Source organism: Pseudozobellia sp. WGM2 (assembly GCF_017810075.1).
GTDB lineage: Bacteria > Bacteroidota > Bacteroidia > Flavobacteriales > Flavobacteriaceae > JADNYK01.
Window position 1 is genome coordinate 237,850 of the sequence record NZ_JADNYK010000002.1, and the last position, 24,238, is coordinate 262,087.

Annotated in this window: 16 protein-coding genes; 2 read left to right on the forward strand and 14 right to left on the reverse strand. The window is 39.7% G+C overall.

Features of this window, described 5'->3' with window-relative positions; genetic code table 11:
- Positions 1-216: 216 nt before the first annotated feature.
- The 14 genes from IV512_RS04720 to IV512_RS04785 form a co-directional block, all read right to left on the reverse strand.
- Positions 217-1,494: a hypothetical protein gene (locus IV512_RS04720; protein ID WP_209401176.1), complete on the reverse strand. Its 1,278-nt coding sequence runs from the start codon at positions 1,492-1,494 to the stop codon at positions 217-219.
- Positions 1,463-2,713, reverse strand: coding sequence for an O-antigen ligase (locus tag IV512_RS04725; protein WP_209401178.1), 1,251 nt, complete (start codon positions 2,711-2,713; stop codon positions 1,463-1,465). Before IV512_RS04725 ends, IV512_RS04720 begins: the two co-directional genes overlap by 32 nt.
- A complete protein-coding gene (locus IV512_RS04730; RefSeq protein WP_209401180.1) occupies positions 2,700-3,974 on the reverse strand; it encodes a lipopolysaccharide biosynthesis protein in 1,275 nt (424 codons plus the stop codon). Before IV512_RS04730 ends, IV512_RS04725 begins: the two co-directional genes overlap by 14 nt.
- A 48-nt stretch (positions 3,975-4,022) precedes the next feature.
- The gene (locus tag IV512_RS04735) at positions 4,023-4,961 is read right to left on the reverse strand and encodes a Gfo/Idh/MocA family protein (protein WP_209401182.1); all 939 of its coding nucleotides are present in this window, start codon (positions 4,959-4,961) and stop codon (positions 4,023-4,025) included.
- On the reverse strand, positions 4,961-6,055 hold the full coding sequence (locus tag IV512_RS04740; protein WP_209401183.1) for a DegT/DnrJ/EryC1/StrS aminotransferase family protein: 1,095 nt from the start codon (positions 6,053-6,055) through the stop codon (positions 4,961-4,963). The genes IV512_RS04735 and IV512_RS04740 overlap by 1 nt, the downstream gene beginning before the upstream one ends.
- Positions 6,055-6,636: an acyltransferase gene (locus IV512_RS04745; protein ID WP_209401185.1), complete on the reverse strand. Its 582-nt coding sequence runs from the start codon at positions 6,634-6,636 to the stop codon at positions 6,055-6,057. Before IV512_RS04745 ends, IV512_RS04740 begins: the two co-directional genes overlap by 1 nt.
- Before the next feature lies 1 nt (position 6,637).
- Positions 6,638-7,432 (reverse strand): dTDP-4-dehydrorhamnose reductase, encoded by a 795-nt coding sequence (rfbD, locus tag IV512_RS04750; RefSeq protein ID WP_209401187.1) that lies wholly within the window; start codon positions 7,430-7,432, stop codon positions 6,638-6,640.
- Positions 7,404-7,973, reverse strand: a complete 570-nt coding sequence (gene rfbC, locus IV512_RS04755) for a dTDP-4-dehydrorhamnose 3,5-epimerase (protein WP_209401189.1) — start codon at positions 7,971-7,973, stop codon at positions 7,404-7,406. Before rfbC ends, rfbD begins: the two co-directional genes overlap by 29 nt.
- A 12-nt stretch (positions 7,974-7,985) precedes the next feature.
- The gene (rfbA, locus tag IV512_RS04760; protein WP_209401191.1) at positions 7,986-8,840 is read right to left on the reverse strand and encodes a glucose-1-phosphate thymidylyltransferase RfbA; all 855 of its coding nucleotides are present in this window, start codon (positions 8,838-8,840) and stop codon (positions 7,986-7,988) included.
- A gap of 7 nt (positions 8,841-8,847) precedes the next feature.
- The gene (gene rfbB / locus IV512_RS04765; RefSeq protein WP_209401192.1) at positions 8,848-9,876 is read right to left on the reverse strand and encodes a dTDP-glucose 4,6-dehydratase; all 1,029 of its coding nucleotides are present in this window, start codon (positions 9,874-9,876) and stop codon (positions 8,848-8,850) included.
- 8 nt (positions 9,877-9,884) lie between these two features.
- A complete protein-coding gene (locus IV512_RS04770; RefSeq protein WP_209401193.1) occupies positions 9,885-10,886 on the reverse strand; it encodes a hypothetical protein in 1,002 nt (333 codons plus the stop codon).
- 4 nt (positions 10,887-10,890) lie between these two features.
- Complete coding sequence (locus IV512_RS04775; RefSeq protein ID WP_209401194.1) at positions 10,891-12,573, reverse strand: hypothetical protein; 1,683 nt, start codon at positions 12,571-12,573, stop codon at positions 10,891-10,893.
- Between the two features lie 136 nt (positions 12,574-12,709).
- Complete coding sequence (locus tag IV512_RS04780; RefSeq protein WP_209401195.1) at positions 12,710-14,206, reverse strand: GH3 auxin-responsive promoter family protein; 1,497 nt, start codon at positions 14,204-14,206, stop codon at positions 12,710-12,712.
- Positions 14,207-14,283: 77 nt separating this feature from the next.
- Positions 14,284-15,150, reverse strand: coding sequence for a M23 family metallopeptidase (locus IV512_RS04785; protein WP_209401196.1), 867 nt, complete (start codon positions 15,148-15,150; stop codon positions 14,284-14,286).
- A 175-nt stretch (positions 15,151-15,325) separates the two neighbouring features.
- Here IV512_RS04785 and tatA point away from each other — a divergent pair, with 175 nt between their 5' ends.
- Both tatA and IV512_RS04795 read left to right on the forward strand, forming a co-directional pair.
- On the forward strand, positions 15,326-15,508 hold the full coding sequence (gene tatA / locus IV512_RS04790; RefSeq protein WP_100872276.1) for a twin-arginine translocase TatA/TatE family subunit: 183 nt from the start codon (positions 15,326-15,328) through the stop codon (positions 15,506-15,508).
- Positions 15,509-15,837: 329 nt separating this feature from the next.
- Complete coding sequence (locus IV512_RS04795; protein WP_209401197.1) at positions 15,838-24,231, forward strand: gliding motility-associated C-terminal domain-containing protein; 8,394 nt, start codon at positions 15,838-15,840, stop codon at positions 24,229-24,231.
- Positions 24,232-24,238: the final 7 nt, after the last annotated feature.

Consider the following 24,238-nt stretch of genomic DNA (forward strand, 5'->3'; position numbering starts at 1 on the left):
AATTTTTGTTTTGTAGAAAGCAGTGTACACCCCCATATAATAGGCTTTATATGACTTTGTTCTAACTTAGAAGAACAAGATATAAAAGATAAAACTGCTATGACCGAAATAAAAAAAAGTAAATTTTCTTACCATTGAACAAATTTAATTACACATATCTGCTAAAACTATAAAATAAGATTGTTTTTGCCGAATCATAACTTATAAACTTTTCTATTAGGTGCTTTTACTCTTATTAAGAACAAAAATTGATATTAAGAGTAATGCCAATGCCCCGTGTGTAAGCATTACAGTTGATGTCGATGAGCTGATAAATGAGAAAATAATCAGCACATAAATGCCAAAGTATTTTGCCGGTATCCGCAAGCTATTTAATATCATGAAATAGAAAGCGACAATAAGAATGTTTATGACAACCCCCCAAGTGCCCCAATTCATAAACCCATCGGAAATCAAGCCATTATTGGCATCCATGCTTGGACTATTAAAATAGGCCTCCCCTATTAAATGGGCATGTGTTACGTCATAGGGGTAATCAAAAAGAGATTTGAGAACTGAATTCGACCAGTAAAGATAATTATCGTTAAAAAAATCAAGATAGCAGATGTCTAAAAGCGTGGGTATAAAATGAACCCTTCTAAAGGAATAGATCCATAATAGGTCAAAACCTACAATTGCCAAAAACATTGCTATAATTATTAAAACATTTGACCATTTTAAAATTTTTCTAATAGCAGAATAATAACCCAAACCATAAAATAAAAAAATCACGATCAGGCCCGCGTATACCGTTTTATGTGCGCCAAATAAATAAAAAAGTAAAAGATAAACTACGGCAAAGCCCGTCATAATTCTATTCTTGAGCTCTAAAGAGAAAATCAAAAAGAGCGGTATTACAATTTTTGTAAATAAAGAATAAGTGTAACCAAAATAGGGGTTGGAAAGCGCACTTATTGCCCTTCTTGTTTCATACACATCTAACAGTATTAAGTTTTTTAAATTCAAATAAGGGCCGTAAACCACTAGATATGGCATAATACCGATACTTATTAATACAAAAAACATATATAGTGCTTGTTTCTTATTTAACACCGGAAACTTCGTGAAATCTATTTTGATTTTTGAAAATAGCGTGAGCCCTATAAATAAAGCCTGATGGTAGCCTAACAAATTTACTGGATACATTTCGCCAGATGTAAATGCAATCAATGAGGGAACGGTAAGTAGTAAAAAGAATATGGCGATAACCGTAAAAAAGAACTTATTTTTATTCAGGGCCAAAAGAATATAAAGGTCTATAGCGAAGATAGAAAGCGAAAACAGAAATCTTACAAAAGAAAAGTCAAAGGATGATTCTTTATTGAACGCTATAAAGCTCCAATAAGGGTAATATTTAATCTTAAAATGGTATAGGCCCATTAATAAGAAAAAGTAAAAGCTGACGACCGTACCTAATGTAGATTTAAGATTCAATATTTTTTCTTTTGCTTGCATTATACGTAAAGAAAAAACAAATTAGAAAAGAGACAAACGATATACCCGAAAATCGATTGAAAACACTCTCGAACATAGAGTTTATACATAGAACTAATACAATTGACAGAAAGAACCCCAAATTTTGCCCCCCGTTAAAAGCTATATTGAACAGCAATAAAATAATTGTAAATAAAATGAGTAAGCCGAGTATGCCGTTTTCTAACCAGATTTGCAGCCATTGGTTATGGGCGTTGTATGATTCTTTTAGAGGATGTATATATTCCTTTTCAGCATACATCTGGTTTAATATAGATTGAGCGTCTCCTGCTCCATATCCAAGGATGGGGTTTGCCTTGATAAGTTCTAGGGAAGCATCCCAACTAAGAAGACGTGTAGCAAAGCCATAACGCGCATCCTTATTCAACACCAATTCACCGGCAGCAACCTTGTACAAACTTTCTCTAGCTCTAGGGTTTATAGAGATAAACAAAGACATAATAAACAGGAACAATAAAAACCCCAGCAGCTTCTTTTTGAGTGCGTATCGAGAGGTTATCAAACGTACTATAAAAATTAATCCCAGTGCTATAAAGCTGGCCTTATTAGAAACTAAGAAAATTAGAGTGAGAAAAAAACCTATTAGAATTAATCGGATTTTATTTTTTAATAAAGTAGGGTGAAATAACAATATTGTAATTCCTATAGACAGGTAAAGCGCAAAATATACCGTTTGATGAAACAGGGAAAAATAGCGACCAAAAAAATAATTACCTCCATAGAGTATCGACTCCATAAAAGCCTTGTTCTCTTCAACATTTGCCCTAAAGTAAATTTCACCATTCTCTAAACCTATAGACCGAAACAAAGCCACCCCAAGGCAAACCGATGACGATACTACTAACCCATAAACAAAAAACTTTAACACCTTATTTCGTTTCTCTTCTGAATAAGGGTGTAGAAAAAAGATTAATGGAAAGATTAAAAAAGATAGTTTGTGTTCTAAAAAGTGTACAGAAGAGCTTTCTGCGTAAAATATACCCACACCATATGACAAATAGAGTATTGGTAATATAAAAAGATACTTGTTTCTCTGACTCTCCTTTTTATTGAATGTCACCAATGATAATAAAGCCCAGAGAACCATAGCTACTGTAGCAACAACTTGATGAAAAGGTGCTAAAAAGACATATAACAGGGCACCATAATAATGTAGTTTATTAAAATCAAGTTCTGACATGGCCGGTAAATTTCCACAAAGTTCTGTATTCCAATAGAAAATATAGGCTGTAAAGTATTAACTCATGGATTACATAAATGTACAATAGTTCATCTACCGTACATTCAAATGTATATGAACTTAGGCCTAAAGTTAAAAAAGTAGTGATAAAATAGAATGTTTGCCAAAGTGAAGAAGTTTTCAATCGATTGGTAGCGTTAAAAATCGATGACAATGGGCTTACAACCAACTTAATCATGAAACTAAAAGCCAATATTGCCGCAAACTCTCCTGATCTTCCCCATTTCTCTCCAAAAACTAAAGAAAAAATGTTTTCACCAAAGAAGTAAAGAACTAGACCAATGGGGAGACCCATAAAGAACAGAGCCCATGCCGATTTTTTAAAGAAATTTAAGGCTCCAGTAAATTTTTCTTCATTTATCTGAGTCGCTATTTTCTGAAAAAAAACGTCTTTGTAAGATGTGCCTATAAGACCTAGCGGAGCACTTAGAACCATATATGTAAGACCAAAGTGGCCTAAATCATCGGTTGTATAAAATTTAGTAAGTACGAGAATCAGTGCTTGAGATGATACTGTATTTAAAAAAGCGGGGAACACCCCATATTTGGGATAATCAATATATTTTTTTGCAACATAACCCAACTCCTTAATACCAATCAATTGTAACTTTACAAGTGACTTCTTAAAAAGAAACAACCACGAGATAAGGGTGCCAAGTATTTTCGCCAAGACCAAACCGTAAAGCGCGAACCTTGATAAACCCAGCCCTATTGCGATGAAAATATAGCCTATAGACTGAAGCACTTTAGCTATAGCATTATGAGCAAATGTTTTATGCCTAATTGACAGGTTGGTAAACGAGCTCCAGACACCAAAAAATAGAACGTATATTGGGACATAATAGAGCAAATCACCCAAATCTGTAAACAAATACTCAAAAAACAGAAAAAATAATATAGCTATAGATAGGCTATAGCCAATAGTTATATAAATGCTGAGAGTAAAAATATTACTTGCGTCGTTCTTCTCTTTGGGCAATACAATCGCCATCTGATATTTTCCCCCAACGGCTACTGCAAATATACTTGCTACCGCAAAGAAAGAAGTATATAATGCAAAATCGGCTTCGCTGAATAAGCGGGTGAGTATAGGTGTAGCTAAAAAAGGCAGGGCCTGAGCCAAGCCCGTGCCGAAAATTTGCGTTGAAACGTTCTTGGAAAACTCTGAGCTCGAAAACCTATACCAAATCTTTTTGAACAAATTAATATCAGATTCTTTATACTAGACAGGACTATAAAATTGAAAAATTTATTTTAAAAACTCATGATAATCCCCTTTTAATCCCACGGGCTTTGCTGCCCTAATATCATGTACAATCTCTATAGCAGTTCTGGCTGCATCTACCCCATAACCTTTACCAGCAAGGATGTCTTTATACACCATAGTATGTAAATCGGTGAAACCACCGCTAAATTCAAGCTCTTCACCATTAATTGTTATAGAACGGAAAGTGGTCTGCCCCTTATCTCTAATTTCTTGAGGTAAATATTTTGAGCTAATGGAAAGAAACCATTTTACCCTTGCGTTTTCAAACTCTAGGTAGCCAGCTGCTCGGTCATGCTCGTGAACATGAACGATGTTCTCTTGCACATCACCAAAAATCCAAGAAAGCATATCATAAAAGTGCACCCCTATGTTGGTGGCTATACCGCCAGATTTGGTTTTATCGCCTTTCCAAGAGGTATGGTACCAATGGCCCCTTGAAGTTAGATAAGTTAAGTCTACCTCAAATTTGGTGTCCTTTTTGGCGTTTCTAACCTTCTCTCTTAATGCAATAATACTTGGGTGAACCCTTAACTGCAGAATGCAAAAAATGTTTTTACCAGTCTTTTCTTCTACGTGTTTCAATTTATCGACATTCCACGGGTTTAAAACCAATGGCTTTTCACAGATGGCATCGGCCCCACTTCTAAGTGCAAATCGAATGTGCGCATCGTGCAAGTAGTTGGGTGAACATATACTTACATAATCTAAATAAGTTTCCTTTTCATATTTGAGCTTCTCAATATGTCGGTCAAAACGTTCAAACTCAACAAAGAAATCTGCATCAGGAAAATACGAGTCGATTACACCTACGCTATCTCCCTTATCAAAGGCAGTAAGTAAATTGTTTCCTGTATCTTTAATAGCTTTCATGTGCCTAGGTGCGATATACCCCGCAGCCCCGATTAATGCAAAATTCTTCATTAAACCAATTTTAGTATGTTAGTTGTTACGTATTCGATTTCTTCTTCAGATAAATATGGATTCATAGGTAGACTCATAACTTCATCAGCACACATCTCACTTATTGGAAAATCTCCTTTTTTATATCCAAGATATTCAAAACATTCTTGTAGATGCATTGGAATAGGATAGTGAACCGCAGTGGGAATACCCTTCTCTTTCAAGCTCGCTTGCAACAACTTGCGGTTTTTGACCCTAATTGTATATTGGGCCCAAACTGAAGTACGGTCTGCTTTAACTGTTGGAGTACTGACCTCATCTCCCAAGTGCTCAGTGTAGAGTTGAGCAACCCCCTGTCTGCGTGCGATATCGTCATTATAATGTTTAAGCTTTACATTCAGTATGGCTGACTGTAGGTTGTCTAGCCGTCCGCCCATACCGATATACTTATGGGTATATCTCGCAACCTGTCCATGAACACGCATCGCTTTCATTTTCTCATAAAGGGCGTTATTATCAGTAAAAACAGCACCTCCATCTCCAAAGCACCCTAAGGGTTTTGCAGGAAAAAAGCTGGTGCAACCAATGGTAGAAACAGAACAACTTCTTTGCCCCTTGTATAAAGCTCCAAAACTTTGGGCTGCATCTTCAATAACCGCTAAATTATGTTTATGTGCAAGGGTATTGATTTTGTCCATATCCGCCATTTGCCCATAAAGGGATACCGGCATAATGGCCTTGGTCTTTTCAGTAATTACATTCTCGATAAGAGATGCGTCGATATTGAAGGTGTCTTCTTCTATATCTACAAAAACGGGGATTGCCCCTAGACAAGCTATAGTCTCCGCTGTAGCTATGAAAGTGAAGGGGGTGGTAATTATCTCATCCCCGGCACGTATACCCAATGCCATCATTGACAAAAGAAGTGCATCTGTTCCCGAAGAAACGCCAAGAGCGTATTTGGAATTGGTAAAACCCTCTAAACCTCTTTCGAGCTCATCAGTCTCTTTCCCTAAAATATATCGAGCCGAGGACATAACCTCATTAGTAGCTTCTAAAAATTCGGCTTTGTGTTCTTCAAATGCTTTTGGAAGATGTGCGAAATCTATTTTCATTATTTAGTTCGAATTACTTTATTATCTGCCAATTGGTATTCCTGTTTGCTTTCTGGGCAAACTGCCTTACCCCTATCGTTAAATTCCAATCTATGGCCATATTCTCCTACCCACCCGATTTGTTTGGCGGGGTTGCCGACTAATAGGGCATAGTCTGGCACAATTTTAGTTACAACAGCACCCGCTCCAATAAAAGCGTACTTTCCAATGTCGTTTCCGCATACAATTGTAGCATTTGCACCGATAGAGGCCCCTTGTTTAACAACTGTAGATGCATATTCGTTTCTACGATTTATCGCACTTCGAGGATTGATTACGTTTGTAAAAACCATTGACGGACCCAAAAAAACATCATCTTCACAGACCACCCCGGTATAGATGGAAACATTGTTCTGAACCTTTACATTATTGCCTAAGGTTACCCGAGGAGACACAACCACATTTTGACCTATATTGCATTTTTCACCTAAGGTACAATCTGGCATAATATGTGAAAAATGCCATATTTTAGTGCCATTACCAATAGCACAGCCATCATCTATAACTGCGGTTTCGTGGGCAAAGAAATCTTTATCGGACATATCATTTTGGTTGGATAATTGTGTTTTTCAAAACACTGTATTTAGGTCTCTTAGCAAAAGTACGATAATTCTTCACTTTCTGAATTTTTGCTTGGTCTAAGAGATTGTTTTCCTTTAGGATTTTAAGAGCAAAAGTATACCAGCTATGAACTTCTCCGTCTGTATAATGATGTATTCCATATTGCTGATTTTGTGTTTGAATTAACCAAATTAAGAAATTTGCAAGATTTTTTGCATTCGTCGGACATCCGGTTTGGGAATCGGTAATCGACATTTCTTCACCTCTATTTGCTTTACCGAGTATGGCCTTGTAAAAATTATTTCCATATTTCGAATAGAGCCATGAAGTTCTAACAACAAAATATTTTGATAAAAGTTCACGCACATTAATTTCCCCTTGCAGTTTCGACCGTCCATATGTATTTATCGGGTTGGTCACATCGTCAACTGTATAGGGGTCGCTATTCTCCCCATCAAATACATAATCCGTAGAAATATGAATCAAAACGGTATTGTTGGTAAGACAAGCCTGAGCTAGATTTTTGACTCCTTCGGCATTAACTTTAAAAGCCAAGTCTGGTTCCTTTTCAGCTTGTTCAACATTTGTGTAAGCAGCACAGTTGATACAATAATCAAATTTCTGCTGAGTAAATACCTTTTTAATATTCAGCTTATCGGTAATATCTAACTCGCTTGAAGTCTTAAACTCGAATTGTATTTGAGAATAAGCAAGTTCAAGGTCTCTTAAGCTCATACCTAATTGACCATTAGACCCGGTCACTAATACTGATATCATGTAGAGCCTTTTTTAATGTAGGTAATTTTAAATCTTTTTTTGAAATTATAAGAGATTCTTTCGAAAACTCCCAGTCTATATTTAATTCAGGATCATCGTATACGATTCCTGATTCCGCTGAGGGCGTATAAAACGCATCACATTTGTATGAAAATATAGTTTCATCGGCCAATGACAAAAACCCATGAGCCATACCTTTCGGTATGAACAATTGCTTTCGATTCGACTCTGACAACCTAACCTTAATATGTTTTCCAAATGTTATACTGTCTTTTCTTAAGTCGACAACTACATCTAAAACCTCTCCTTTTAACACACTGACCAATTTAGACTGTGCAGCATATCCAATTTGAAAATGGAGTCCGCGTAGAACCCCTCTTTGCGATACAGAAATATTATCCTGTACAAAATTTGTTCTAACACCACTCTTGTCTTTGAACCTCTCAGAATTATACGATTCATAAAAAAGGCCTCGGTCATCATGAAACAATCGAGGTTGAATAATAAAACATCCGGCGATTTTGGTCGGAATTATTTCCATTGGTTCATTTAATTACAATTTCAAAAGATATTCTCCATAACCACTTTTCAAAAGTGGTTCTGCTAAAGAATGCAACTGACTTTTATCGATATAGCCCATTTTGTAAGCGATTTCTTCAATTACCCCAATCTTAAGGCCTTGACGCTCTTCTATCACCTGAACGAATTGCGAGGCCTGCATTAATGACTCAAAAGTACCCGTGTCGAGCCAAGCAGTACCACGGTCTAGAACTGAAACTTTTAATTTTCCTTTTTTAAGATAAACCTTGTTAACATCGGTAATTTCTAATTCACCTCTATGACTGGGTTTTATACTTTTGGCAATTTCTACCACCTCGTTATCATAAAAGTATATCCCCGGAACCGCAAAATTAGATTTCGGGTTTTCTGGCTTTTCTTCGATTGATATCGCTTGGCCATTTTCATTGAATTCGACCACACCATATCTTTTTGGGTTTTGTACATGGTACCCGTAAATTATTCCACCATCAGGGTCATTATTCATCTGTAAAAGATCTGCTAAACCTGATCCGTAAAAAATATTATCCCCCAAAATCAAGGCTACTTTTTCATCAGCAATAAATTCTTCGCCCAAAATAAAGGCTTCCGCCAAACCATTCGGTTTATTTTGTACTGTGTATTGAAAACTGCATCCTAGTTGACTTCCATCCCCAAGAAGATTTCTGAAAATTTCAAGGTCTCTCTGGGTTGTAATGAATAATATATCTCGGATACCCGCGGATATTAATGTCGCCACAGGGTAATAGATCATTGGTTTATCGTAGATAGGCATCAATTGCTTACTCACTGTCAAAGTAAGTGGAAATAATCGTGTGCCCGAACCGCCCGCAAGTATAATTCCTTTCATAAAACCATTAGGTATTTTTTATACGAAGCCGCTTCTTATACCATAAAACTGTTTCTTTAAGCCCGTTATCAAAATTCATTTCGGGTAACCAGCCTAAATCTTTCTTTATTTTGGAAGCGTCGATAGCGTATCTAAAATCATGGCCAGGTCTATCGTCAACAAAAGTGATTTGATCGGCATAACTTCCTTCAGGTTTTGGTTCCACTTCATCTAAGATATCACATATTTTAGAGGCTATGGTGAGATTATCTCTCTCAGTACTACCACCTATAACATAAGTTTCGCCAATTTTGCCATTGGTAATGATAGCATCGATTGCCTTGCAATGATCAAGAACATATAACCAATCCCTAACATTTTTGCCTGTGCCATAAATAGGAATAGGACTATCTTCCAAAGCTTTTCTTATTATAGTGGGAATAAGCTTCTCATTATGTTGTTTTGGTCCATAATTATTTGAACAATTACTGATGAGCACTTTTAAACCATATGTATGAAAATAACTTCTGACCAAAAAATCGGAAGATGCTTTTGAAGCACTGTATGGACTATTGGGTCTATACGGACTATTTTCAGTAAAAAACCCTTTTTCCCCTAAAGACCCATAGACCTCGTCTGTAGATATATGTATGAATTTTGCTTTTTCAAAAAGAGGTTCAGCCTCGTTGGCCGAAGATAGCCAATGTTTTCTTGCTGCTTCTAATAGATTAAAGGTTCCAGTAATATTTGTGTCTATGAATGCATCAGGACTTGAAATCGAGTTATCAACATGTGATTCTGCAGCAAAATTTATAACTGTAGTGAATTGGTACTCTTGAAATAAAGAATCTACAAGTTCCTTATCACATATGTCACCATTAACAAAAATATACCTGTCGTTCTTTTCAACTTCTTCTAGGTTTTGAAGATTGCCCGCATAAGTCAATTTATCTAGATTAACTATTTTAACATCGGTATGTGTCTCTAAGAAAAAAGGTATGAAATTGCTACCTATAAAACCTGCACCACCTGTTACTAGAATAGATTTTTGATTCATTATTCGGTTTAAGGTTTCAACGTACTGGCTCTTCTATTCATAAAACCTAGAAAGGATACGATAAAGAACAAAATGATTAACCCAAGGGGTAACAAAAAGAACTTATTATTAAAAAATGGTTTTCTCACCGCTTGGGTCTTGCCCATATTCAGAATGCTAATTACCTGTGATTGACTGTTCAACTCTACTTTCTTTTCCTCGATTTCTTTTATCATCCTATTTTTCAAAATAAGCAAGGAGCTAATGTTCAAGGCGCTCTCATTTTCCATATAAACAGATGTAGGTGCCTGTTCCTTTTGTAATAATGTTTTTGTGTAGTTGTTCACCAAATCGTCAATTTGTTCGATTAACTTATTGTTTTGGTCAATTCGCAACTGAGCATTGTCTCGAAAAACTGAGCTCAAGCTTTGATAGTAGTCGTTATTGTTAATATAGGCCAATAGTTTTTCCACTATCATTTTTCCCTTTTCCGAATCGGTATAGGTAAAAGTAATTCTGTGGGGCACTATACTTTTTTTAGTAAGCTCTGACCTCATGATATCAATAGCAAAACTTTCGTCTTTAAAGCTCTGTAAGAGCTCTAGATATTGTAATTCTTGCTCAACTTCTTCTTTAACTTCTTCCTTAGCGACGATGGGTTGAATCTCAACTTTAAACCCCTTAACATCGTCTTTTGATAAGCTTATAGTTTTAAGAAAAGCACTATCTTTTGAGGATATATTGGCCTGAATTTCATCTATTACGTCATAGAGATAGTCTTCACCGTCAAAATTCGGCTGTACTATAGTTTCCGTCTTCAGCTTTTTGTCCACCATAGTGCTTAGAAGAAAGCTAATGGCAACTCCTAAAATGATGAGCCCTAAGAGTTTTAGCGCATTTTTCTTCAAGTAGAGAAAAACCCTTAAAAAGAATATACCTAGCCGGTTAAAACCATTGCTGATCATCTTCAGTAACTGGCCCAAATCTATTTCGTCATTCGATGATTTGCCTTGGGCGTTTTGGTCTGCCATTGTATTATGAATTAAATATTTGTTGTAAAATTTTATCCGTGATCAAATAGGTGGGTTTTACACCTGTAGTACCAAGACCTCCTGAGGCCAAAGTGCTACCTGTTACCAATGGGTTATCTGATGCGTAATAAGCATATCTCACTTTGACATCTTCACGAATGCTCTTGCGAATTTTTGACGCTGATTGAATTGCTTTTTGGTAATGAACACCTTCCATTTCTAGGCCAACGACATTCCAGGTTGAATTGTAAAAGAACTCTAAGATATCTTTATTCTGAAGTGAGGTTCCCAGTACTGTGACCATGGTACCTTCAAAGACCTTAAGACCGTATCCTTCAAAATCTTCTGAACAAAGTTCATTTTTAAAGGGATAATTATCTGCGGTACCCTCAAAAATATGTGCCGAAGGAATCATCAAATCTCCTTTGCCGCCTTCTAAAATACCTGCTTTTCCCATGATGGATATGGATGCTATGTTCATAAAGACGGGCTCCTTACCCTTTTCAGTATGAGGTTTTAATAATTCGTCTATGGTTTCGAAAGCCTGCTCTCCAAAGGCATAATCCATAACAAATATAATCGGTTTTTCATCATCGGGAAGGTCAGGCAAATCATAGCAGCATGCTTCGTCGCCCATTTTTGCGGTGTCGAATATTTGCACATCAATATTAGTGCCCGAAAAATCATCAATGGCAATCATTCCGTTTTTCTTGGCAATGGCTGTCACTTTTTCGCGCAGCTGATTATTTACGGAAGAGCTCAGCGCTTCGTACACTTTTAAAGACTCCGCCTCTGGAAACTCTTTGGCGAGCGTTTTTTTGGCGAAAAGAGAGTTCATCACACTATGCATATTAGCACTAATTATGTGAATCGGCCTTCTTAAAAGTCCATTTTTACTTAGTTCTTCTTTTATCGTATTTGCCCATCTTTCTCCATGAATATGATGCCCCAAACGCTCACGTAATAGCAAGCTAAACGTTATCGCTCTTTTTTCGCCCGTAATTTCCTCCTCAATGGCCAATTTACCTAGCCAATAGATAATCTCTAAGAATCGTTCGGGCTCTTCTTCGGTCGCAAACTGCTTATAAATACCCATGATTTCAACAAACGGGCGGCCCAAGATATTGGCTGTATGAATTAATGCTACTTCCTTTTCTTCTTGACTTAATTCGTCTTTTTGAACTGCCCCTTCAAGCTTTTTCCAATCACGTGTGGTTTTATTCGTCTCTTCTATTAAGACCTTTTTGCAGATTTTTTCCGATTCAATGAACAGAAAGGTCAAGTGGGTAAGAATATCATATATATCAGATCGCCCTCTAGTGATTTCTATATTCATCTGCTCATCATCAATTCGATAACAATTTCTTCTACGTTTAGGCGGAATAATTGGGTTGAAATGGGTGTGGCCGTAGCCTTCATCTGAGGTAAGATTGATAAAGCGACATTGTTCAATGCCCTTTGGCAACCTTTCTAAAACGTAGGTCAACCCATTCAGTTCGGCTTTATCTTCGGAAATCGACCCATAGATTTCAGGTCTAAGTTGTAAAAGGGCATTTTTAAGAGACTCGCCCGAAACACCTGCAGGTTTGTAAAAACCACGGTTAAATAAGTGTCTCATCGTAATATATAAGCGCTCAATCGCGTTGGTCGACTCTTGAGCCCGTGTGGTAGTAGTTGCTTCGCCCATAATTAAATTTCAAACAAAATTACAATTTAATACTGTAAAACTGTCAATCTCAAATTTCTTAGAAAATCAAGGTTTAGGTAATTATCATAAGCATAACATGATACTCCATCGATAAATTATAAGGTCAAGCTGATAATTATTCTTTAAATTGAGATAATTTGTCCGCAACACTTCGGTCATTGGCCAATCGTTGAACTTTATTTTGACCGCCCAGTTTACCTTTTGACTTCATATACTCGTTGAACCCACCTTGTTTGATGATCGTCACTTTGAGCAACTGAAGTATTTTGCCCTCCATTAAATCAAAATAATAACTGTTTTGTTTCTGAAGACTCTTGTCCAATATCTGAACGAACTTGTTCATATCGGTCGGTTTCTGTTCAAATTCTATCAGCCATTCATGATAGGGCAACTCATCACCTTGCGGAGTAATCTGGGGTGCCACCGTAAACTCATTGATTCTAGCATGAGTTTCTGAAATAGCCAGCCTCATAGCTTCCTCAACTTCTTTAGCTATTACATGTTCACCGAACGCCGAAATAAAGTGCTTTATTCTTCCTGAAACTATTATTTTATAAGGCCTTAAAGAAATAAACTGAATGGTATCTCCGAGGTTATATGCCCACAGGCCTGCATCGGTAGATATAATCATCACATAATTTACGCCCACTTCCACATCATGAATGGTAATGCGTTGTCGATCTTCATTGAAAAACTCATCAGCCTTGACAAATTCATAGAATATTCCTGAATCAAGAAGCAATAACATGCCCTTTTCCGATTGTGAATCTTGATAGGCAAAAAACCCTTCACTGGCAGGAAAAAGTTCGATACTATCGACCTTTCTTCCGATAAGCCTTTCAAATTTGGCCCTGTATGGTTCATAATTTACGCCTCCGTAAATGAAAAGTTGAAAGTTTTTGAATAAGTTACCTACATTTTTACCTGACTTAGCCTGTAGGCGTTCGAAATACATTTGAACCCAAGAAGGTATACCCGCAATAACGGTCATATCTTCGTTCATCGTTTCATCTACAATAGTGTCCACTTTGGTCTCCCAGTCTTCGATGCAGTTGGTTTCCCAGCTTGGCAGTCGATTTTTTTGAAGATAGTTGGGTACATAATGCGCAGAAATACCTGATAATCGGCCTAGCTTTATTCCATTCTTTTCGTGAAGTTCAGGGCTTCCTTGCAGAAAAATCATTTTACCATCTACAAACGCTGAATTACCCGTTTCGTTGATGTAAGTCAAAATCGCATCGCGAGAGGCATTTACTTGGTGTTTGATAGAGGTCTTCGTAAGTGGTATGTACTTGGCCCCAGAAGTGGTGCCCGATGTTTTAGCGAAATAAATCGGCTTGCCCGGCCAGAGTATGTTTTCTTTGCCGCCCACTACTTCTTCTACATAGGGCTTTAATTCCTCATAATCGCGAATAGGAACTTCTTTTACAAAATCGGAATGAGATTTTATAGTGGAAAAGTTATGATCAATACCGAATTGGGTTGATGTTGCTTTTTCAATCAGGTTCTCAAAAACCGACTCTTGGGCTTTTAACGGATTGTCCCTCCACTTTGCAGTTGTCTTAACAATGTGTCGAGCAAAAATTTTAGCAGCAAATGACTTTAAAGACATTGATTATTGTTCGTGATTAAACTATCTTGAAAGATATCAGAATTTTTTTAAACCAAAAGGTATTAATATGGTTTCGGTTAAAAATCGATGTAATCTAGAGGGTTAACGGTATTTCCGTTGCTCCATAATTCAAAGTGCAGATGCGGACCAGTCGTAAGTTCACCGGTATTACCAACAGAAGCAACAACTTCTCCAGCCCTGACCACTTCACCCTGACCCTTGTTCAAAGAACCGTTATGCTTATAAACGCTGAGCAGACCTTCTTTATGTTCAAGTATAATCACATAACCCGTATCAGCAGTCCATTCCGAAAATATAACCGTGCCCGTTGCAACTGCTTTCACAGGTGTACCTGTCGGAGCCGTTACATCAACAGCATAATGTTTATCTTCAACACTATAACCATTTGAAATCTCTCCTGACAGAGGCGGAAATAACACTAGAGATGAACCACTAGTGTTTCTTTCAAATAAATTATACTTATCTTCTAAAGCAACTTCTGCCCTTAGAACAGAATCTTCTCTAATGGGGGTAAGGTCAACACTAGAAGGGTCAATTTTAAATTGTTCTCTTAATGAATCTCTATTTATTTCATTATTCTCAATATCACCAATCAAAACCTTTCTGATATTTTCTAAATACCTATTGGTATTGTTGAGGTTTGCTACCAATGAGTCAGTCTTATAAGTAAGATCGGTTGCCTGTTTTTTTAATTTGGTTGATGAGTACCCAGGTATATATTCACGCAGAGGCGTAAATGCTATCAAAAGTGTTGTCAACGCGATAAGACCAATTATACAGAGCGACCCTGTTACAAAAACATTGAGACGGCTTAGTTTAAAAGAAATCTTTTCTTCGAAAGTACTTTCATTAAGAATGACCAAGCGATACTTGTGCAGCAGCTTTCTTTTAATCTCTTTTCTCTTCTTGACTTTTTTGGCCATAATACACAAATATACGTATGCAAATGTATACTCGGCCGGTTCTCTAAAAAATTTATAAAGTACATAGGCAATGTCTTTTCACCACGTTCAAATGAAATTACCAATCATTGTAATAAGATTAACACCGCCATTCTTAGTTTTTTATTACATTTGTTGTTCAATTAAGATGGAAATTATGACAGCGTTACAGATTTTCTTAGCTATAGGTCCATGGCAAATTGCCATTGTTGTATTAGTGGTACTTCTATTGTTTGGAGGAAAAAAGATTCCTGAACTAATGCGTGGCCTTGGAAGTGGAATAAAAGAATTTAAAGATGCTTCTAAAGAAGACGATCAATTAGAAGACAAAAAAGAATAAGGTATTAAAAATTCCGACACTCAAAAAACCCTTGCCATCGATGGCAAGGGTTTTTTTGTATCTAGAAGATAAAATTTGACAAACCTTTTGGTATTTTTCTGACGAAAATTTATCCATTTTAAGGGCTTTGGAGCTGATGTTTATTGAACTCAACAACTCTTTTGCCATCAATTCTTCCTCACCACACTACAAATTCTATTGGTTTCACAACATAAAATCTTAGCTCGCATATAGTTTTGGCAACCTTTGCGTTAGCTAATACAATAATTAAGGTAGTATCAAACTCTTCTTGGAAGAAACATTGGTCTATCGAAAGTTCTAATACGCCTATGCAAAGCTTACTCAAACTGCTTATTGGGTTTTCAATAATGGCAAGCTTTACAAGTTTCTCCCCAAATGAGAACCATGAAGTCTCACTCTCGCATTTCGATACTGAGTCGGTGTTAGATATTGCCTTACCGGCCTTACCTCCAAGTTTTTCGAATTGTCCTCCTAGCGATGTTAACGCTTCTTATACCCCAGGGGTTTGTGGGGCCACAGTAACTTGGACGCCTCCAACTGCTTCTGCTGATGCTATTAATGTAACCAGTAATTATAGCCCAGGTGATTCTTTCTTGCCAGGAACAACCGCAGTAGTTTACCGGGCGGAAGATGCATCGGGTAATATTGCTACCTGTTCATTTAATGTAACGGTAGAAGATAGCGAAAATCCTGTTTTTGACACTTTTCCTAGTGATGTAACCTTAACTGCTGACCCTAATACTTGTACGGCACCCCATTCATGGGCAGAGCCAACTGTCTCTGATAACTGCCCCGCTGGAGAGGGCGAAGCACCTGTTTTGCAAGATTTTGAATCTGCCATCAATCAGTGCTACACATTTACACGAAGCACTATTAGCAACAATGGTGAAATCAACGGGACCAGAAACCTGAGAACTACTTCAATATCCAGTATTCCAGGTTTTACAAGTTATTTGACTACTCCCGTATTCTATTTCAACGGTTTTGGAGAAATTACATTCTTTCATAGTATCAATGCACTAAATGACAATCCTTCCATCCATCTAGACGTCTTAGACGAAAATGGAAATGTCGTCGTTTCTGATTATTATACTGAGGTCTATACAGACACTGGTGTTCAGCAAGAAATTATTCCATTTAATCTTACCGGTAATTATCAGCTAGAGATTAGCTATTCAGCTACCAGGCCTTTTGGAACCGGTCTAGAGGCTTATCTAGATGATTTGCTAATACCAGGTACTATTGTAACCAATGTAAACAATACAGATTGCGATTTAGCGGAATATGTTATGTTCCGAAGTGATGGAACAGGGCTAAATAGCGGTGACCAATTTGATGTGGGCACTACCACAATAGAGTATACCGTAAGAGATGCCGCAGGTAATTTTACGGATAGGTCATTTAATATAACAGTTGAAAACGACGTAGACCCCCCGTCTGGTTCAGACGAGTATATTTATTGCGAAGGTGAAGCAGTACCTACCATGACCGTAACAGTCGACACCGCTGCGGGCGAATCGGCCAATTGGTATAATAATGATGGGGATTTAGTTGCATCAAATACAACAACGTACACTCCGCCGGCCAGTCCAGATTTTTTTCGGAATTTCTTAGTTTATTCTCAAAATTCCAATGGTTGTTCTAGTGAAGACTTTCTATCTATAAACTTATACCAAATACCAAGACCAGCTCCTCCCGCCGCAGATTCTCCAGTAGAGTATTGCATCGGTGAAACAGCAGGCCCCTTAACTGCATCTGAATTATCAAATCATACCTTACAATGGTATACTGCGGCATCGGGTGGCACTGCAAGTAATACCGCACCTACTCCAAGTACGTCCGCCGCAGGTACAACTGCATATTATGTAAGTCAAATTGATGATAGTACAGGTTGTGAGAGCGAAAGAACCCAGATAGACGTTGTAGTTTATGACCTGCCGACTGCACCGACCCTAGTTCAAGATACCGTAAATTACTGTATAGGTGATTCGGCACAACAACTTGACGATTATATTCAATCAGGTTCTAACCCCACGTGGTATGATGCGGAAACAGGTGGCAACATAGTGCCTGGTACAACCGTACCTAGTACTTCTTCTGCAGGCACCACCTCATATTGGGTTTCTCAAACCACATCTTCCGCAAACTGTGAGGGGCCGAGAAGAAGGTTGACTATAATAGTACATAATCCGCCTGTAATCACGACTCAACCTACAAATCAAGAGATGTGTGATGGAGGTACGGCTACTTTTACTGCAGATGCCTCAAATACTTCTGGTTTTCAGTGGCAGTATTTCAATGGGTCTAGTTGGGACAACATTACAGATGACGCTATTTATAGCAATGCAAATACCAACACCTTGACAATTACAGGTAACCCCCCGCGAAACCAATATCGATTGGTTGCCCAAGGGTTTGGGGGTGGTTGCGCAAATGCTATATCGAACACAGCTTCGCTTACAGTAAACCCTGCCCCTGCGACTCCTACAAGTGGAGGTGATCAAACAGAATGTGAGCAAAATCCGATTCAAACCTTAACAGCTACCGCCACACCACCTTCAGGGGCAAGCGTTATTTGGTATGATGCTCTCACAGGAGGTAATGTCGTTACTGACCCCTCATTAAATACTGTTGGTACTGAAACGTATTATGCAGAAAGTAGTGATACCGTAAACGGATGCCGAAGTACTGGTAGAACCGCGATTACCCTAACGATTCAATCTGCACCAGCTGCTCCGATAAGTGGTGGCGACCAAACCGAATGTGAAGAAAATCCCATTCAGACCTTAACGGCAACAGCAACGGTGCCTTCTGGTTCAACTTTGGTATGGTACGATGCGCCAACCGGTGGTAATTTGGTGGCCAATCCGGATTGGAGTTCTTTGGGAACTGAAATTTATTATGCCGAAAGTCAAGATACTGCAACAGGTTGCCCCAGTTTAACCAGAACAGCCGTCTCACTTACAATTCAGGCCGCGCCAACGGCTCCGATAAGTGGAGGTGACCAAACAGAATGCGAACAGAATCCGATTCAAACCTTGACCGCCACAGCAACAGCTCCCGGTGGTTCAACCCTTGTTTGGTATGACGCTCCTACAGCAGGTAATATTGTGGCCAGCCCTGATTGGAGCACTGTAGGCTCAATTACTTATTATGCCGAAAGTCAAAACAACACTACCTCCTGTCCTTCATTTTCAAGAACTCCGGTAACCTTAACTATAGATGCTATTCCGGTGGCGCCAACAAGTGGTGGAGATCAAACGGAATGCGAGCAAAACCCTACACAAACCATGACCGCCACCGCAACCGCACCATCCGGTTCTACCGTAGTATGGTATACAACTGTCACGGGCGGCAGTATGGTGGGAAGTCCGACCTTGAATACCATCGGAACCGTAACCTACTATGCGGAAAGCAGAACTACTAGTAGTGGTTGTGTGAGCGAAACGAGAACGCCTGTGACTCTAACCATGAACCCCAACCCAACAATTGCGGTTACACCTAGTTCGCAAACCTGTTCCGCTGACCTTACGACCTATTCGGTTTCCGTAGATGTGGATAGAGGTACGGTAACTTCAAGCGAAGGTACGGTAACCGATAACGGAGGAAATAACTGGACGATTTCTGCAATACCTTCCGGAAATGATATAACGGTGACCGTTACAGATGCAAATTCGTGTACGGATGTTATCAACATCAATGCGCCAAATTGTGCTTGCCCAACGGTAAATGCTCCCACAAGTGGAGGCGACCAGACAGAATGTGAGCAGAACCCGATTCAAACTTTGACGGCGACGGCAACTGCTCCTGCAGGAGCAAGTGTGGTATGGTACGATACACCAACAGGTGGAAATGTGGTTTCGAGCCCGACATGGAATACAGTTGGATCAACCACCTATTATGCCGAAAGTGTTGATGATGTAAATGGTTGTACAAGTACAACAAGAACAGCTGTTAACCTAACGATTCAACCGGCTCCAACGGCTCCTACCAGTGCAGGCGACCAAACAGAGTGCGAACAGAATCCGATTCAAACCTTGATCGCCACTGCCTCTAGCGCACCAGGAACTTCTGTTACTTGGTACGATTCGGCTACTGGCGGAAACATTGTGGCCAGTCCGACTTTAAATACCGTCGGCACTGTAACCTATTATGCGGAAAGTGAAAATAATAGTACCAATTGTGTAAGCCACTCAAGAACTGCTGTGAATTTAACCATTGATGCCGCACCAACCGCGCCAACAAGTGGGGGTGACCAAACAGAATGTGAGCAGAACCCAATTCAAACGCTAACCGCTACAGCCACGGCGCCATCTGGCTCTAGTGTGGTCTGGTACGATGCTGCTTCGGGTGGTAATATCGTTGCTAGTCCAAACTTAAATTCAGTTGGAACGGTGACCTATTTCGCGGAAAGTAGTGATAATAGTAGTTCTTGCGCTAGTTTCACTAGAACTCCGGTGAGCTTAACCATTCAAAATACACCGGATATTACGGTTTCAACTGCGGCAAGCTGTGCTCCTGATCTATTGACCTATTCGGTTTCTGTTGATGTCAGCGAAGGCATGGTGACATCTACCGAAGGTATGGTAGTAGACAATGGAGGTAATAACTGGACCATTTCGGGTATTACTTCAGGTAACGATATTACATTAACGGTTACGGCACCAAATGCATGTACCCAAACTTTGGATATTACGGCACCCGACTGTAGTTGCCCGATAGTTGCCGCTCCTACAAGTGGAGGCGACCAAACGGAATGCGAACAAAATCCTATTCAAACATTGACCGCTACGGCAACTCCACCTGCAGATGCAACTGTGGTATGGTACGATGCGCCAACCGGTGGCAGCGTAGTTACGGACCCTTCTTTGAGTACAACGGGGTCAGCAACCTATTATGCGGAGAGTCGTGATAACGTGACCAACTGTGTGAGTGGCACTAGAACGGCGGTTGTTTTAACTATCGATGCAGCGCCAACTGCCCCAACAAGTGGAGGTGACCAAACGGAATGTGAACAAAACCCGATTCAAACATTGACCGCTACGGCAACTGCACCAGCAGGTTCAACCTTGATATGGTATGACGCTCCTACGGGAGGAAATATTGTTGCTAGCCCAACCCATAACACTGTTGGAACTTCGACCTACTATGCACAGAGTGAAAACAGTACGACTTCTTGTACGAGTTTGACGAGAACGGCAGTTTCCCTAACTATTGAGCCTGCACCAAGTGTGCCCGTTAGCGGAGGAGACCAAACGGAATGTGAGCAGAGCCCTATTCAGACCTTGACCGCTACCGCAACTGCACCTACCGGTTCAAGTATAGTTTGGTATGATGCGGCTACTGGTGGAAACGTTGTAGCCAGCCCAACATTGAACATGGTAGGTTCTGTTACGTACTTTGCTGAGAGTGAAAATAATTCAACTTCTTGTGCCAGTTTTTCCAGAACACCGGTGAGCTTAACCATTGAAGATACACCGGATATTACGGTTTCAACTGCGGCAACCTGTGCTCCTGATCTATTGACCTATTCGGTTTCTGTTGATGTGAGTGAAGGCACAGTGACTTCTACCGAAGGTACAGTAGTAGACAATGGTGGAAATAACTGGACGATTTCAGGAGTTACTGCCGGAAACAATATTACGCTAACGGTCACGGCACCAAATGCCTGTACGCAAACATTAGCTGTTACGGCTCCAGATTGTAGTTGTCCTGTTGTCGATGCACCAATCAGCGGAGGTGATCAAACGGAATGTGAGCAAAATCCGATTCAAACATTGACCGCAACGGCCACGCCTCCCACAGATGCCACTGTAGTTTGGTACGATGCGCCAACAGGCGGCAGTGTTGTTGGTGACCCCTCTTTATCTATTGTAGGCACAATTATTTTCTATGCGGAAAGTGTAGAAAACGTAACCAACTGTATCAGTAGCACCAGAACAGCTGTTTCTTTGACCATTGAAGCAACTCCGGCAGACCCTATTAGCGGAGGTGATCAGGTTGAATGTGATGCCAACCCGACACAGACTTTGACCGCTACGGCAACTGCGCCTGCGGGATCAAGTATAGTTTGGTACAATGCCCCAACTGGCGGTACTATTGTAGCCACCCCAATTCTTGATACGGTGGGCAATGTCACTTATTATGCAGAAAGCAGTGACGATACTTCGGCTTGTACAAGTTTCAATAGAACAGCGGTTTCCTTAACGATCCATCCGTTGCCAAATGTAGTGGCAAATGCGACTAACACAACTATAAACGCAGGAGAACCGGTTACTTTGACGGGTTCAGGAGCTACTTCGTATGTGTGGGATAATGGCGTAACCGATGGTGATACGGTGTATCCGTTGGCAACAACAACATATACCGTAATCGGTACCGATGGCAACAGTTGTGAAAATACAGACAGCGTTACGATTACGGTGAATGCGACTTCCGATATTCGGATTGAAAAAATAGTAGATGATGCTGCGCCTAATGTGGGCGATACGGTAACATTTACGTTGACGGCTTATAATGACGGGCCCAGTGATGATATCGGCGGAACGGTTATAAATGATCTGCTTCCTTCGGGATACACTTATACAGGTGATACCAGTGGCGCCGGTAATGGAACGTATGATGCGGTTTCGGGAGATTGGACGTTGCCCGCATTGACCAATGGAAGTTCAGTAGCTGTCGATATTTCTGCTTCGGTAAATGCCCCAACAGCTACACCTAACGAATATTTGAATATCGCGCAGGTGACTTCGGCAACCAATTACGATCCTGATTCTACGCCAAATAACGATGATGGCGACCAAAGTGAAGATGATGAGGCTTCTGCTGAAGTGGTTCCACAAGTGGCAGATCTAGAAGTAACGAATACCATCTCTCAATCTAGCGGAAACCCAGGCGACACAGTGGTGTTAACGGTAACCGTTCAAAACAGTGGTCCGGACGATGCTACGAACGTTTCCCTAGAAAATATAGTTCCGGTTGGTTTTACCGTAACTACGGTAAACGATGCGGGTACGCAAAGTGGAAATAACATCACCTGGTCAGGGTTGACTATTCCCAATGGTACAACAACGACATTAACTTATGAAGCTACGGTAAATAATCCCACGAACGTAGCAGACGAATATTTAAATACGGTTCAGGTGACAACTGTTGATCAGTATGACCCAGATTCTGCACCGAATAATGACGATGGTGATCAGAGTGAAGATGATGAGGATGCGGTTTCCATGCGTTTACAATCTTCGGATTTGGAAATTGTGAATACGGTAAACCCAGATTCTGGAAACCCTGGTGATACGTTAACTTTCTCCATTGAGATTATCAATAACAGCACCGATGATGCTACGGGCATTGCACTTGAAAACTATGTGCCTTCCGGATTTACGGTAACGACCATTAACAATGGAGGAATCCAAACTGGAAATACCATCAGCTGGAACGGACTTACAGTACCTAGTGGTACGAGCGAAACGGTAACTTTTGAAGTGACTATCAATGTGCCTACGAATACCGATGGCGAATATTTCAACTCGGTACAAGTTACGGCAGTTGACCAATTAGACCCGGATTCTAGTCCGGATAATGACGATGGTGATCAAAGCGAAGATGACGAAGACAATGCTGAAATTGTATTGATTCCAGCGGATTTAAGCTTGTCGAAAAATTTAAGTGCGGCATCAAACCCAACACCAAATGCAGGCGATACGGTCACATTTGAAGTGACGGTAACCAATGACGGTCCTGGCATCGCTACCAATGTCTCCATAGAAGATGTGTTGCCCGTTGGTTATACATTGGGTACGGTAAATAACTTTGGGGTCGTTTCCGGAAATACCATTACCTGGCCTATCGCTACATTAGCAGTGGGAAGCCAAACCGTGAGTTATGAAGTAACGTTGAATGCACCGACGAATGCAATTGGCGAATATGATAACACCGCCCAAGTTATGGCGATGGACCAATTTGATCCTGATTCTACGCCAAACAATGATGATGGCGACCAAAGTGAAGATGATGAAACAAACTATACGATTGACGCTCCTACGGTAGACTTAGAAGTTGCCAAAATAGTGAACAAAGATCAGACTTTTTATGGTGATACCGTTGTGTTTACTGTAACGGTGACCAATAATAGCGAATATGTGGCAACCAATGTTGGTATAGAAGATGTTTTGCCGAGCGGATATACTCTAGTGTCTCATACTTCCGATTTAGGTCAATATGACGAAAGTATTTTCTCTTGGGATATTCCTGCAATCGAGATTGATCAGACTGCAACTTTAGAGATGACCGTGACAGTCAATGAAAATGGGCAATACACGAACATTGCAGAATTAATGTATGTTGATCAGATTGACCCCAACACTTCGAATGACAGAGCCGAAGCAACTCCCGAAATTACTCAGTCACAATGTTTGACCGTTTACAATGAATTTTCACCGAATGATGACGGCACCAACGATATTTTCTATATCGAATGTATCGAACAATTTCCGAACAACACAATTTCGGTTTACAACAGATGGGGTGCCATGGTATTCTCAATGAATGGATATGATAACAGTTGGGATGGTAAGTCGATTAATAAATCAACATTGAACTCGACTGAAAAACTACCGGTCGGTACATATTACTATACACTAGATCCAGGCGACGGTAGCACAACACCTAAATCAGGTTGGCTGTACATCAGTAGATAAGAAAATT